The 15,260-nt window shown below is 30.1% G+C and carries 13 protein-coding genes; 2 read left to right on the top strand and 11 right to left on the bottom strand.

Translation table 11 applies throughout. The features are described from left to right. Window positions 1–75: 75 nt before the first annotated feature. Window positions 76–1,764, bottom strand: a complete 1,689-nt coding sequence (locus DW006_RS08095) for a hypothetical protein (RefSeq protein ID WP_117999811.1) — start codon at window positions 1,762–1,764, stop codon at window positions 76–78. Between the two features lie 482 nt (window positions 1,765–2,246). Then, window positions 2,247–3,041 carry a hypothetical protein gene (locus DW006_RS08090; protein ID WP_117999810.1) on the bottom strand — a complete coding sequence of 265 codons (795 nt, stop codon included), beginning with the start codon at window positions 3,039–3,041 and terminating at the stop codon, window positions 2,247–2,249. 438 nt (window positions 3,042–3,479) lie between these two features. Here DW006_RS08090 and DW006_RS08085 point away from each other — a divergent pair, with 438 nt between their 5' ends. Continuing rightward, entirely contained in the window at window positions 3,480–4,196 is a 717-nt protein-coding gene (locus DW006_RS08085; protein ID WP_117999809.1) for a lysophospholipid acyltransferase family protein, read from the top strand. A 240-nt stretch (window positions 4,197–4,436) separates the two neighbouring features. After that, window positions 4,437–4,901, top strand: a complete 465-nt coding sequence (locus DW006_RS08080) for a hypothetical protein (RefSeq protein ID WP_117999808.1) — start codon at window positions 4,437–4,439, stop codon at window positions 4,899–4,901. 512 nt (window positions 4,902–5,413) lie between these two features. Here DW006_RS08080 and DW006_RS08070 read toward each other — a convergent pair. The 9 genes from DW006_RS08070 to DW006_RS08030 all read right to left on the bottom strand — a co-directional run bounded on the left by DW006_RS08070 (window position 5,414) and on the right by DW006_RS08030 (window position 15,248). Further along, the gene (locus DW006_RS08070; protein ID WP_117999807.1) at window positions 5,414–5,779 is read right to left on the bottom strand and encodes a hypothetical protein; all 366 of its coding nucleotides are present in this window, start codon (window positions 5,777–5,779) and stop codon (window positions 5,414–5,416) included. 317 nt (window positions 5,780–6,096) lie between these two features. Next, window positions 6,097–6,516: a DUF1934 domain-containing protein gene (locus DW006_RS08065; RefSeq protein WP_117999806.1), complete on the bottom strand. Its 420-nt coding sequence runs from the start codon at window positions 6,514–6,516 to the stop codon at window positions 6,097–6,099. Window positions 6,517–6,553: 37 nt separating this feature from the next. Further along, window positions 6,554–7,369: a glutamate racemase gene (murI, locus tag DW006_RS08060; protein ID WP_117999837.1), complete on the bottom strand. Its 816-nt coding sequence runs from the start codon at window positions 7,367–7,369 to the stop codon at window positions 6,554–6,556. A 109-nt stretch (window positions 7,370–7,478) separates the two neighbouring features. Further along, window positions 7,479–9,275 (bottom strand): ABC transporter ATP-binding protein, encoded by a 1,797-nt coding sequence (locus tag DW006_RS08055; RefSeq protein ID WP_117999805.1) that lies wholly within the window; start codon window positions 9,273–9,275, stop codon window positions 7,479–7,481. A 2-nt stretch (window positions 9,276–9,277) separates the two neighbouring features. After that, complete coding sequence (locus DW006_RS08050; protein ID WP_117999804.1) at window positions 9,278–9,508, bottom strand: hypothetical protein; 231 nt, start codon at window positions 9,506–9,508, stop codon at window positions 9,278–9,280. A 21-nt stretch (window positions 9,509–9,529) separates the two neighbouring features. Then, a complete protein-coding gene (locus DW006_RS08045; protein WP_147337642.1) occupies window positions 9,530–10,393 on the bottom strand; it encodes a hypothetical protein in 864 nt (287 codons plus the stop codon). 197 nt (window positions 10,394–10,590) lie between these two features. Continuing rightward, window positions 10,591–12,414, bottom strand: a complete 1,824-nt coding sequence (locus DW006_RS08040; RefSeq protein WP_117999802.1) for an ABC transporter ATP-binding protein — start codon at window positions 12,412–12,414, stop codon at window positions 10,591–10,593. After that, window positions 12,401–12,913, bottom strand: coding sequence for a hypothetical protein (locus DW006_RS08035; protein WP_117999801.1), 513 nt, complete (start codon window positions 12,911–12,913; stop codon window positions 12,401–12,403). Before DW006_RS08035 ends, DW006_RS08040 begins: the two co-directional genes overlap by 14 nt. 16 nt (window positions 12,914–12,929) lie before the next feature. Beyond that, entirely contained in the window at window positions 12,930–15,248 is a 2,319-nt protein-coding gene (locus DW006_RS08030) for a hypothetical protein (protein ID WP_117999800.1), read from the bottom strand. Between the last annotated feature and the right edge of the window lie 12 nt (window positions 15,249–15,260).

Here is a 15,260-nt window from a genome sequence, read left to right as displayed (position 1 = left end):
TTCCCTTTTTCACAAAAGCGGAACTACTTTAACGGCAGTTCCGCTCTTATGTTTATAATAATTAATTAGTAATTACTATTTAGCCTCAATATTATAGTATTTCTTTAAAGCATCTTTAAGCTGTGTCTGAGCTTTATCAATACGTTTGTTAATTGTTGAATTCCAATCTGAAAGTTTAGCCTTAACATTATCAGCCCAATCCTTATCTCCAGGCCATGCTCCAACTACCTGTTCATCACCATTATGATTCCATTCATATAATGTATCTTTCTTTTCTCCGTTTTCAGTAACTGACTTAGTCCAGCACTTTTCACATGCATCGCCATAGTCAACAACTGTGTTCTTGCCTTCTTTCCAAATCTTAAGAACTTCCTGGAATCCTGCTTTGTCTTTGTAAAGTTTATGAGCATCGATGCTGTTCCATAATTTCATCTGTTCATCATAAGCCTTGCCTGTTACAACTGGGAAAGAATCTCCAGCTGCAAGTTTCATTTCTCCGTTTTCAGAGAACTTCTGAGCATAAATTGCTTTCTTTGCTACTGTTGAAGCTGTCCAGAATGATGCGAATGTGTAAGCTACATCTCTCTTCTGTGTTTCTGCCTTGCTCCATTCTGTGTTTCCATCATCCTGTGCGTAGTTATGTATACACATTGGATCCATAACGATCTTAACGCTGTTTTCTGTATACTTAGTTGATGGGAATGGATAATAATCCCAATCAGCAGCGTCGATGTATGCATCGCTGTCCTTTGCTGATTTATCAGCGCCTGCTGTTAAGAACCAAGGATCTGTTGTGTTAACTAATGTTCTGTTGTTTGTGAAGTAGTACCATGTATAAGCCTTGCTTTCCTGAACGATTTCCTTAGTTAAGGCACCTGAACCTTCTGCAGAATCGATTGTGTGGTCTGACCACTTAGGAATGTAACTTAATAATGATTTAACTTCTTCATTATTTAAATCAACTTTGTTTTCCTTAGTAATGTTTCTTGCAATTGCTTCTGTTCCAATGTTGATGATTGTTCCAGGAATTGCTTTAATTCCCCAGAATGTCTTATCATCAGCCTTTGTGACAAATCTTGTAAATTCATCAATTGTCCAATCTGGATCTGGAACGCTAATGTTGTTATCTTCTGCTAAAGACTTGTTAACCCAAACACCCCAAGGGATTGTGTATGATGGAATACCAGCCTGGAATCCATAATAGTTTAACTTATCCATAAGAGATTTATTGTATGACTTATATGTTTCATCATCTTTGTAAACTGATAAGTCAGCAACTAAACCTTTCTTAACATCTGATGTAACATCTGTTGAAGCCCAAATATCAGGGTACTTACCATACTTAGCCTTGAAGTTTTCCATTTCTTCTTCCCAAGTTGCTGTATTGTACTGATCTGGGTCACCGCTCTTTGACCAAAGATTAATCTTAATGTTAGGATATGCTTCATGGAACTTCTGAGCTACTGCATATACCTGTGCAACGTTACTTGCTGTAATGTTCTTTGCATCTGATAATTTCTTACCAGCTGTGCTGTCAGGGTTTCCGATATCTTCGTAATACTTTCCATCACCTGACCATACCATAATTGAAATGTCGCCCTTTGTATCAGCATTCAATCCTGTTGTAACTCCTAAATCTTTTGGACTATCAACACTTCCGTCCTTTCCATCTGAGCTACCTGAGCCACATCCTGTTAATAACATTGATGTTCCCATAACAACTGTTAGTGATAAAGCTAATGCTTTACGGCCTAATTTTTTCATTTTATTCTCCTCCTTATTGAAAAAATTCTTTCACCTACACTAGAATTCACATAGTGACTTCCTTAATAACGATTTTATCACAACAATATGTACAAATCAACAATAAAAAACGATTTTAGGTTCTTTTTTATTGTACTATTTTAACAACAGTTCTTTTCTGTTTACATAAAATGTTCACATTTTTGAAACTATAGTTGGTTCGTTTTTATTGTTAATTTATTAACAATTACCATATAATGGGCAGTTCAGGGAGTTTTGATACTTTTTGCTCATCTTTTTCTGCTTTACATAAAAGCTTAATTGCCTATATTTACTAGGATTGAAATGTTTTTTAATTTATTTTATTTTTTGTTATTTTGACAATCTTTAAAGTGAATTTTTTATGCAATATAAATACCTATTGCTCAAAAAAAGAAGATTTGCCATCCAAAAAGGGATTAAGCAAATCTTCTTTTTATTATTGTATTAAGTTAAGTTCTTAATTAGTTGTTTTCTCTTTTTCTAGCGAATACAACGATAACTGAAGCTGCTACTACGGCTGCTGCTGCACAAGCGATTGGTGTGAAGTCACCAGTTGCTACTGTGCTAGGAGCTGTGCTAACTGTACCAGTCTGACCTGACTGTGTACCCTGTCCGGCTGCTGCTGTTGTTGCTGTCTGTGCAGCTGCTGCTGTTGATTCAAGTGAGTATCCTGTACATGTAATTGTTGTACCCTTACCAGCTGCATCACCATTACCATCACTGATTGATTTAGCGCCACCTTCAGCGTATGTATATAAATCTTTTTCATCAGCTCTATCACCAAAGTCTCCACCTAAACCAAAGTAGATAGATGTTGCATCACACTTAGCTGTGAATGTTTCGTTAATTGTAGTGTTCTGACCTTTCTTTAACTTAACCCACTTTGCAAATGCAATGTTTTCTTTTGTTGCAACCTTAACTACAACCCACTTATCCATGTCGCTTGACTTTAATGTACACTGTAATTTGTATTCCTGACCTTTCTTAATGTCAACCTTGCCGTTGCCCTTTTTTGCATCCTGGAATACCTGGCATCCCCAGACACCACCCCAACCGATTGTCTTCATCTTACATGTCCATGATGTATCTGAGTTCTGTGTAAATTTACCATCTGCTGCTTCGTACCATGTGTGTCCTGGCTTGCCATCGAATCCAATGTAATCTCCCCATGTAGATCCTGCGAATACACTAACACACATACCAACTGTAAGTGCAAGTGAAGCTACTACAGCTGTAAATCTCTTTAATGCTTTCATTTTATTTCCTCCTCTTAATAAAAACGCGAACTACTCGCTATTTAATGTTACTATAGCACGAACATGTACCCAATTCAATAAATAAAAATGTTTTTATTAGTGTTTCTATTACTTTTTACAATTTCTTTGGTAAAATACTGTATAATTTCACCAAACATCTCATTATAATTACCGTGTCAAAAATCCTTCCCGTATTTATGTTAGAATAAAGGCGGAGGGCAAACATAGTAATCTGCCGGTATATACATAATATAAGTATACAAGCGAAGTATTACTGACCTTTTAATCTTCGAATCTTTTTATTTATTAAATATTGTGGTAACATTATTTAATATGTAGAATCTACTACAATGCCGTTAATTTATGTATGAAACATATTTGTATACGGGAGTACCAGGTTGTACATATTTATAATAATATTTCTACAAAGGAGTTTTTATGATAAGATTAATTATTTTACTTGTTTTTTTAATTGTATATTTTATTGTCTCTTTACCTATTCAATTATTGGAATTAATTTTAGAAAGATTTAATATGAATGCCCGCAATAAAAGCAGCCTTGCTTTTGTCAACTTTGGCTTAAGAATAGTTCAGCTTATTTCAGGAGTCAAACTGGAGGTACATGGCTATGAAAATATTCCAAAAGACCAGGCAGTATTGTTCGTAGGTAATCATACAAGTTTCTACGATATTATTGTCACATACCCTTTAATGAAGCGACCTACAGGTTATATAGCAAAGAAGGAAATTAAGAAGGTTCCATTTTTAAGTTGGTGGATGTATTTTGTAAACTGCATCTTTTTAGACAGAAAAGATCCACGTGCCGGTTTAAAATCGGTACTTAATGCTGCTGACATGATTAGAAATGGTATATCAATTTTTCTTTTTCCTGAAGGCACACGTTCAAAAGACTGCAAACTTGGAGAATTTAAGGAAGGTAGTTTTAAGATTGCCACTAAGGCAAAATGCCCTGTTGTTCCTGTAGGGATTCAGGGAACATATAATATTTTCGAAAAGCAGCAGCCACGAATCAAGTCCTCGAAGGTTATTGTTACTTTTGGCAAACCTATCTATACTGACCAGTTAGACAGAGCAGGACAAAAGCAGCTTCCTTCTATTGTTAAGGAACAGGTTCGAATTTTATCAAATCAGTAATCAATTTACAAAACAGATTATTTTTTCATCATTCTTGTTTGATTCAGAGATTGTTTTAGGACAAAGAATATTGCTTGTGACATTCTACGCACCCAATGCGTGCCCTCCCGCAACTATTTTCTTTTTGCATCAGGGTGCATTCCTAGTGGAACGTTTATTTATGTTTATTCTTCGTTAATGTTGTCAATTAAGTGATAAAATGATAGAATATCACAAGATTAGTTTATATGGAGGTACAAAATGAATAACATTTCACCATTGTTAGCTCTAAGCGGACTATCAATTGCACTTATTGTAATCGTAGTAATTCTTTTGATTGCCGTTATAGCGCTATATTTTATTGGAAGAAAAGCAGAAAAGAAGCAGGCAGAGCAGCAGAAAACTATGCAGGAAAACTCACAGTTAATTAGTTTATACGTTCTAGATAAAAAGAAACTGAAGTTAAAAGATGCAGGACTTCCTAGTATTGTTTTAGAGCAGACACCTAAGTATGCAAGACGTGCTAAATTACCTATTGTAAAGGTTAAAGCCGGTCCTAGAGTTATGAATCTTATTGCTGATGCAAAGGTTTACGAAACAATTCTTCCTAAGCAGGAAGTTAAAGCAAGAGTTAGCGGAATTTACATCACATCATTTAAAAGAATCCGCGGACCTGTTTATGAAGCTCCAAAGAAGAAGAAACGTTTTGGAAGAAAGAATAAATAGAATAGTTTTAATGTAATAAGAAATTTTGAAGGTTTTTCTCATTACATTAATAAAAATAAGCTACATCGAATTAATATTTCAATGTAGCTTATTTTTTGTTTTAGGGAAGCTTTACGCTTCCCTATTATTTTAATCATATATTCTTTGCTTAATACATTATTACAATCGTATGCAAATTGCTTTTGGCATTTTACAATGGATATATTTTCTTTACATTTACATAATTTATTATGTTTTTGTATACTTATATTTTAGCTGATTACCGATTATACCAATTATATCCGGTTATTTTTAGCTACTTCTTAATAATTACCTTCTTAACAGAACTCCATGGTCCCTTTACCTTACCGTTTATTCCACGTACTCTTACATAGTACTTCTTCTTAGCCTTAAGCTTTTTAAACTTGTAAGATAATTTTGAAGTAGTAACTGTTTTTACAGATTTAGTGAATTTCTTGTTTAATGCACACTGAAATCTTTGTTTTCTTCATCATATGATGTGAAATCTAAATCTACCCTTGAGAAAGAGTTGTTAAACTTTTTCCGCTTTCACCTACTGTAGCAACTTTTGAATTGTCTACAGAATAAGTAACCTTCTTATCCAAAATATATGAAGGTTCAACTTCTTCGTAAAGTCCAAGTTTAGATATTTTACCTGTTACTGTCAATGTGTTTAAGTCACTTGAAACATTAACAAAATCTTCATTGCCGTCTTTGTTCTTAACTGAGATATTAGAATCCTGCGGCACTAATGATGTGTCAATAACCAAACCTTTGGTTGTGTACTTTTGATGAGCACTTACTTTATCGGTACCAACAAATGAAATACTGGTAACGATTAAAGCTATTGCCATCAAATAGCTTAATACTTTTTTCATAGTATATCCTCCTTAATTTTTTGCATACTCCTATATAATGTCTTAAAAACGATTTTATCTCAAATTTTAACAGATAATGTGGAAATATTAGATTTTTGATTTAACATAAAATATATAGTAATAGAAACGTAAATGAGTATACATAATCAGGCTAAAAGGAAATAGAGTTAAATAGAGATAGGATCACGAAATAGAAAACGTAGATAGAGTCGGAAACAGAAATGAAAGTATACGTGAAAACAAATCAAAAAAGTTGAAATCTTCAAATGATACATAACTACATTCCCTGCTATCTATCCTCAAGATTTCAACTTTTCTTAACTGTGCATGGCACTAATATCAATTTCATTATCAGAAACTTTGTTTCCATCCACATGAATCTGATACTTGATTTTTAAATTCACATCATCGTCATCATCGCTAACCTCTATTTCCTTGGTAAGGACCTCAATTAACAAATCTCCCATAGGAGTGCTGTACAATGACTGCTTCTTCTGGTTCTCCTGAAAAATCAGTTTTCCATCTACCTGACCTTTTCTTGTAATTTCAACAATATCATTGTTAAACTTAATCATATTGCTTGTCTTTGTGTTTTCGTCATTTTCATATTCTTCATATAGTAGGTAATGTTTGTCTTTTTTTAAGTAATGCCTGCCTTTCGCAATTACTTCAACATTATCACCTGTATTTTCAACTATCTGTAATCCTGAAATTTTAATTACTACATTCTCATCCATATTACATTTCCTTAAACTTTAATCTCATTGCATGGAATTAATATTCTTCAATATTAATTCTGTTTGTTTCGTCAATTTCAAACGGCATAATTGAATTAGCAAATGTTCTGAACTTTTCAGCCGCATCACTTACATAAAATTCATAATGTGGCTTTGCATTATTTTCAGCACTTATACCATTTTCTTTTAACATTTTCTTTAAACTAATGGCTGTTTCATAGGCAGGGTTTACTAAATTAACCCCCTCACCCATTATTTTCCTGATTGTGCTTCTTAATAGTGGATAATGAGTACAGCCTAAAATCAAACTGTCTATATCTTTTTCCTTCATTTCATCAAGATATCGTCTTGTAATCTCATCAGTAACCGGATCATGTAACATTCCCTCTTCAACTAATGGTACAAAAAGGGGACATGCTTTTCCAAAAACTGTAACTTCCGGATCAATGCTATGAATGTACTGTGTATATAACTCACTATTAATTGTTCCTTCTGTTCCAATAATTCCGATTCGTTTATTAGTTGTATTCTCAACGGCACTCTTTGCTCCCGGCTTTACAACGCCTATTGCAGGAATATCCAATTCTTTCTCAATTGTATCTAATGCAAAAGCACTGGCTGTATTACAGGCAACAACAATTGCCTTAACCTTCTTTGTCTGTAAAAATCTAACAATTTGGCGGGAATATCTAATTATTGTTTCCTTTGACTTGCTTCCATAAGGAACTCTTGCTGTATCCCCAAAATATACAAAACTTTCATTTGGAATCTGTCTTGCTATTTCTCTCGCAACAGTTAATCCTCCAACTCCGGAATCAAATATACCAACTGGTGCGTTATCAAATCTATCCATAAAAATACTTTCACCCTTCTTTTTTTCACGTCTTTTTATTTTACCTTTATTCAATAAATTATTCAATACTCTTATATATTTTGTTTACTAGGATTATACTGTAATATATTTATTCTATATAATATTGCGCTTGTGTCTCAAACATTTCTTTATATCTACTCTCTCTCTTTATTAATTCATTATGCGTTCCCTTCTCTACAATTCTCCCTTTATCCATAAAAATTATTTCATCACAAAAGCGCGTACTAGCTAATCTGTGTGAAATAAATAAAGTCATTTTTCCATTTGATACCCTCGCAAAAGACTTATATAACTTATCCTCTGAAATTGCGTCTAAAGCTGCTGTGGGTTCATCTAGAATTATAATCGGAGCCTCTTTATACAAGGCTCTTGCCATCAATATTTTTTGTCTTTGGCCACCTGACAAATCAATCCCTTCTTTATTAAATATTTTTAATATTTGTGTATCTAAGCTGTTTTGAAAAATCTTAGAGTTATAAGCTAATCCTACATCATTAAGGCTTTTCTTCACTTTTCTATTGTTACTTTTAGTCATATCACTTAAAGTTACATTTTCCTGTAAAGACAAAGCAAATATATCTTTATCTTGAAAAATCACAGAAAACATTTTAAAATACAAATCCCTCGGATATGATTTTATATTTTTACCATTTATTAATATTTCTCCCTCACTTGGCTCATACAATCTCGTGAGAAGTTTAATTAAAGTTGTCTTTCCTGCACCATTTCCACCTACAATAGCTAATTTTGTTCCTGAATTTATTTTCAAATTCAAATTAGAAATACTATTTTCCTTCTGTCCAGGATATCTAAAGCTTACATTTTTAAATTCCAACTCTATGTTGTTTATATCTATTTTAGTATTAGATATATTTTCACTTACCAGCATTTCATCTATTTCTTCGATATACCTATAATCATTTATCTCTATACTGACTCTTTGCAAGTCCGCAACAACATCAAACAGTTGAATAATGTTTTCATTAAACAATGTTGTGATACCTATATAAAACACAACACTTCCAACACTCAAATTATTATAAATAACAGCCCAAATTACCCACGCATAAATGCATACATTTTGCATCATCGAAAATAATGCCATTAATGTTTCAGAACGAATCCATCTTTTATACATGTTTTTTGTAATAATATGTGCTTTCTTATTTACTTCTTCACTTTTCTCTTTCAAAAAAGACTGTGCACTATTTATTCTAATATCTTTTGCATACTCAAAATCATTTGTAATTCCATCTAAATATCCCAATTTTCGCCACATCGGTGTCATAGCATCCGTATACTTTCTTTTATTTTCTTTTTTTGTGTGTTCTAATACAAAATATTCACATACACTAAACATAAATAATAAAATCAATATAATTGGATTTATTAATGCAACCGTACTAATTGTAATACTAATTGTTAATATATTTCGGCTCAAACATATTATATTATTATATACAGCACTAAAACCATCTTTTTCTTCCTCAGAAGCAACCCTTGCCCTGTCCATCATGTCTAAATAATCTTTATTTTCTAGATTTACATAATTCGTACTTATATTATGTTCCACTCTTTTTCTTACTAAAAAAAATTTTATATTCATCTTTCTCAAAAAAGTTGAATATTCAATCTTTTTTTGTATCAAATCAAGCGCCAACATTATTATTATTCCAAAAGAAACAACAATAATAATATCGTACCAATCTTTTTGCCTAGAAAGCAAATCTAATATTTTTTTTGAAATATATGATACAATGATTGGAATTTCTCCCCAGCAAAATCCCTGCATAACCAAAAGAATAACAAACACTCTATCAATCATATTTGCTTTTTTTATCGAATAAAAAAAGTTGTTAATTACTGAATACTCTTTTCTTTCCATCTTTACTTTTTCAAAACACTTAGTATAGAATCTAGCATTTCTTTTACAGTCCCTTCATAATTTATTTCCATATAGTCTTCCTCTGTAAATGAATATGACATTAAATCTTCTATTTTGGAATAAAATTGTATTAAAAACACTGATTCTAAACCAATTTCATCGTAATAATCTTCCTCATCTATGACCATTCCTATAATCTCATCAAATATTCTTTTTAATCCTTTATAGTTCATTCGTTACCTCCATACTTTCTTTTATATTTCTTTTTTTATCTCTCTTTTTAATATTTGCGCAAATTGTTCCATAAAACTCTTGTCTATAATTTCAGCTATTTGCATGTTATTTGCCATTTTTCTTATTACTTTTTCTTCTCCACTTATTTGATACTTCTCTAACAATAATCTTGCATTTGTTAAATATTTGCATAATAAGTTCAACTGACAAATCAAATCCGACACATCTGGAATATAATTTTTATCTATCAAATATGTTATCTTTTTTCTAATATTTTTTTTGCTCTCGCATATTTTATAAATAGACTTTATTACATTATAGTTTTTTTCCAAATATTTTTTATCTTTACAAAGTTGTTCAGGCAAGCTTTCGTAATACATTTTATATATTTCAATTCCTCTATGTATTTCAACCCACCTTTGGTCCTCTGAATGATAAAGTTTTACTCCAGTTGCTCCTTTATAACCCGAATATAACATTTTCAAAATTATTTTATATATAGAAATTAAATTAATCTTTCTATCTGACATTTCTTTTCTGAAAACAGCTAATGCTGGATATCCAAATTCCTTATAATATAAAAACATATCGTCATCTTCTTTTAAAATATCTAACTCCTCTTTAAAGTATCTTTTCAATTCTTCGTATGAATACTCTGCCTTTTTCCAATAAATTGGTTGTCCTACATATACCATGCAATATACTCTTTCTTTTTTATTGTCATATCCATATATCAAAATTTCATGATCTTTAAGAAGTACTTTTTCATTATGAATAAATATGATTGGATATCCTCCTCTATCTAATGTTTCTTCTACTTGAGAAATAATATCATTTTTATATATAAGACTTTCAGTTTTTAACACCTCATCATAATCTGGCATCGCTCTATTGTCTAAATCAACTTCATAATAAAATGCAATAAACCCATCATATATATTTATGTCCCAAAATTTTTCAACATACCATTTCATATTATTTTCGGAGAGCGCCACAGCTAATCTACAAAAGTTCCAACACTCTGTTATAATTGGATTTTCCGCATCTATATGTAACTTTTTTTTCACTTTTGCTCCTTTCATTATTGATAATACTCTGATTGTATTTTATACATATCGTAATATATTCCGTATTTATTCCTCATTAATTCTTTATGCGTTCCTTGATCAACAATCTTGCCTTGATCAAAAACTATTATCTTATCGCAAAATTTACAAGATGATAACCTATGCGATATATATATAGCAGTTTTTCCATCTGTCATTTCATTTATTTTTTCAAACAACTCCGCCTCTGAAATCGGATCCAGTGCTGCAGTAGGTTCATCTAAAATTACAATCGGTGCATTTTTATACAAAGCTCTTGCAATTGCAACTTTTTGTGCTTCACCACCAGATAATTCTATTCCATTTTCATCGAACATTTTGTATAATTTTGTATTCAATCCTGTATCCAACTTATCAAACTTTTCATTAATTCCGCTTTTAATACAAGCTTCATATACATTATTTATTTTTGTACAATCACTACTAAAACAAATATTTTCATATGCAGAAAATGCAAAAATTTTGAAATCTTGGAATACTACTGCTAAAAGTTGCACGTACTCTGAATTCTCGTATTCATTAATATTCTTTCCATTTATAAGAATTTCTCCTTTGTTCACTTCATAAAACTTACAAAGTAATTTAATAAATGTTGTTTTACCAGCTCCATTTTTACCAACAATTGCTACACATTCCCCAGGCAAAATTTTAACATTCACATCTCTAAGAATATATTCTTGTGTATTAGGGTATTTAAACCATACATGCCTAAACTCTATATCATATTGAGATACTTTTCTTTCTATACTCTCTTTCTTATCTATCCTAACTTCGTCCAAATACTCAATGGTATTATTTAATATATCAAAATTATAATTTAAAGACTGAATACTGTTAAAAATTCCTTTAATAGAAGAATTAAGAGATGTAATTGTTATTAAAAGACTTGAAAACGTTCCTATACTTATCTTTTTCTTGACAATATAGTAGGTAGCAATTGCATATTGACCTCCTAATATGCAGTAAGATATCAAACTTTCCAATTTATTATATTTCCATATAGACTTTGTGTTATTCTGACTGAGAGCTATTATTTTTTTTGCAAAATTATCATTTTTATTTAAAAAGAATTCGCCAGCTCCATACAAACGTATAACTTTTCCATACTGTTGCGATACTATTTTATGAGTAAAATAATCATATGCCCTTTGAGTCGGAATTGATTTCTCAAAAAAAGAATAATTTAATTTAATGTTTTTACCATTTATAATTACCGAAACAATTACATCAATAATTACTAATAGTAATACAAAAAAAGAATATCTGAAAACTATATATGTCATCGTAGGTATTAATATAGCGCTTGAAATCACATTTGAAACATACTCAAAGATCCCACTGACACCAACCTTGAAATATCCGTCTACTGCAGCTTTTTGCTTATCTAATATTACTGGATTTTCTGTATCTTCATATTTCAAATACATACTTGTGTCATTAATCATCAATCTAATTCTTCTATTAAATTTATCGACACAAATTCCTTTTGCATTAGATATAATTTTACTCAATAATTCCACAAAAAACTCACTTAATATTATAAATAAAACAATCCGAACTATCTCCTTATTACTTCTATTCACACTTGCTATTTCATCCACCAACCATTTCGTACCATATATTTCAATAAATGGATCAGCAATACCAAGTAAAAGTCCTAATATCATATATATGTAATATATTTTTGCTTCCTTTAAAATTATATTATTTAAAAATTTTATTTCCTTTTTTATTATTTTCATTCTACGATTTATCATTTCTAACACTATATTTATATGTACGTCATCATATTTTTTCATCAATACTTACCGCAACAACATCCCCCGTACTTTTCTTTTTATATTTTGCATAATATAACTTACACATTTTTTCCGAATTAGTTATAAGTCTTGCATTACCAACAAATAGTACAGATGAATATTTTTGAAGCTCTATGTTATTTAATATGTTGTCAATTTCTATTCCTGCTTTCGAAAATTTAAGCAATCCCTCTTTTTCTTCTTCAGTAATTCCAAATATAACTATTTCGTTTTTTCTCATAACAAATTCTCTTACAAATGCCGATACATAACTCTGTTCATTTTTCACAACATATGTAATATATCTACAAAATTTCATTTTCATTATGTCCTTGATATTTCTTTCTCTAAAGAAAAAGTGTTCCTCTTCACAATTATACAAATTATATATTTCCTTTTCAGAAAATTGTCTACCTGTTTTTTTCTCATATTTTACAATATATTCCATAGATTCCAATGAATCTAATTCTCTAAATTTTTCGAAATCAAATTTTTCCACTACTCCTCTTTCTCCTTTATCTACTCATGAAATATTTCATTTCACTGTCTTGTGGACATGTATATTCCTTTATAAATTTTCCTTCTTTTTCAATAATTATTTTCCAACCTTCTTCTTTTTCTTTTTCTAATAATCTTCCACTTTCATATAACTCTTTAGCGATTTCATATGACACCATTTCTATTTTTTTATTAAAATAGCTGTCTAATACATATCCGTTAAAAATACTTTTTAATATTATCTGTTTAGAATTATCTTCATAAATAATCATAACTTTTATTCTATTAGTACATATGTCTAGTCTTATTTCTTTTAATCTTTTTGGGTTTTCATAAAAAACTTTTTTTACCCCTTCTATTAGTTCATGCTTAAATTGATAAAAGTCAATATTTTTTTCACCATATAAAGGATATATACTTTCCCTTTCATTATTATCATATTCTCTAATTACCTGTTTAACGTTTTTTCCTGAATATATATATCTATCAGTGTATTTTTTTACCACTTCTTCTGTACGAATTATTTCATATTTGCATAAACATATTTTTTTGTTACATACTTCAAATTTTCCAATTATTTTTTTATTACCCCTTTCCAGTCTTGTAAACAAAACCGGTATACCACTATCATATTTTATTATATCTATAAAAACACATTCTTTAATTCCTGATATATGATTGTTACAAAAGCCATAACGTATAACATAATTTTCTTTATACTCGTATATTACTAACAGTTCGGTTTTGTACGGGAAAAAATCATCACAAATCATTTGCAATGCACTAATGCTTGAATACTTGTTTATCCAATAACTTATTGTATTGTCATCAAAAGCATTATCAACCACCTGTCCTCTCCCAAACTTTCCTTGTAATTCATCCAAATATGGAAATATTGCTATGTCATGATACTTAAAAGTTCTATATTCTTTTAGTTTTTTAAATGGTTTTAGTTTTTGTACAATTTCATCATATTTTATGTCAGATAAACTTGTATATGATTCTTCATGATTTTTATATTTTTTTTCACACTTCTCACCTGTTAAAACATAATATATTTTATGCAACATCTTTTCATCTAATATCATTAATTCTGCATACTTTTCTAGTATATCTGCATACGATACATCTTGATACGAATTTAGTTTAATTACTAAATTTCTTACAATTTGGCTAACTATTTTACATCTCTTTAATAACACTACGTCATTTTCATTTAGTTCTATTAACTCCTTAAACTTCAAATATCGCATACGTTCTTCCATTATTGCATTAAACTCATATATTATTTGTATCGGTCGAATATCAATTTTTTTATTATCAAACATACAGTTATATAAATATTTCTTAATTTCTTCCAATGCATCCATTCCATAATAAACCATGCCTTGCTTGCAAATATTTAAAAAGTTATACGATCTTGTATCTGAGCATTCAATAAATTCTTTTATATCATTGGAAATTTTACTAATATTAATTTTTTCTTCTTTATTTGTATATTTAAGCAAAACATCCTTAGAGAACTTTCCTTCCTGGTTGCTTGTCCCTTTACTGTTTTCAAAAAAAGCCTTCTCAAATTGTTCATAGCTTACAGTCGTCCTTTGATATTTTCCGTTAAAAAAATCTGCAATATGCAATATTTCTTCTTCATCATTATATCCAAACACAATTATTTGATGAACATGATGCCATCTCTCTTTTTTCCCTTCCCACCATTTATCAATATACAACATGTCAACCGATGGGAAAAAATATATTTTATTTTCTATATATTCCTTAATTATGCTAATTATATTCCTTTCATCTTTATAATCTCCTCTTTCCTTTTGGATAATACAATTAGCAAAATTATCTTCATCAGCTTCATTTTCATATTTAAAATCAAACCAATATTCTGGAGACACTATAAACTTATCAGCCCACAATTGAATATAGTTATTATATAACCAATTTTTTTCTTTATCATATCCTTTCAAAATACCCTGCATTGCAGTAAATTTTGGATATGTACAATATTCAGGTGTACCAAATGGCAAAACTACATTTTTTATATTTATTTTTTTTTCGGTATAAATATCTAACTCATATTTAAACCCTTTTACATTTATACCCTCTGAAACAATAATAGCCCCTGTGTCTTCATATTGTATATTGTTTACAATTATTTTATTTGCTAAAAAGCTACAATAATAACTGCCTTTTCTTTTGTAGACTATAATATTTGCTTTTTTTTCGTCTGTTTCTACAATTTCATCGTTACAAACTCTAATAAAAATCTTTTCATCTCTACGTATTTTCTTTATTAATTTATAAGTACCATATTCTATAGTTATCATTATTTAACTCCC

It is taken from the genome of Eubacterium sp. AF36-5BH (genome assembly GCF_003460505.1).
Lineage (GTDB): Bacteria > Bacillota > Clostridia > Lachnospirales > Lachnospiraceae > Eubacterium_G.
This window is presented reverse-complemented; position numbering and strand designations above follow the sequence as displayed.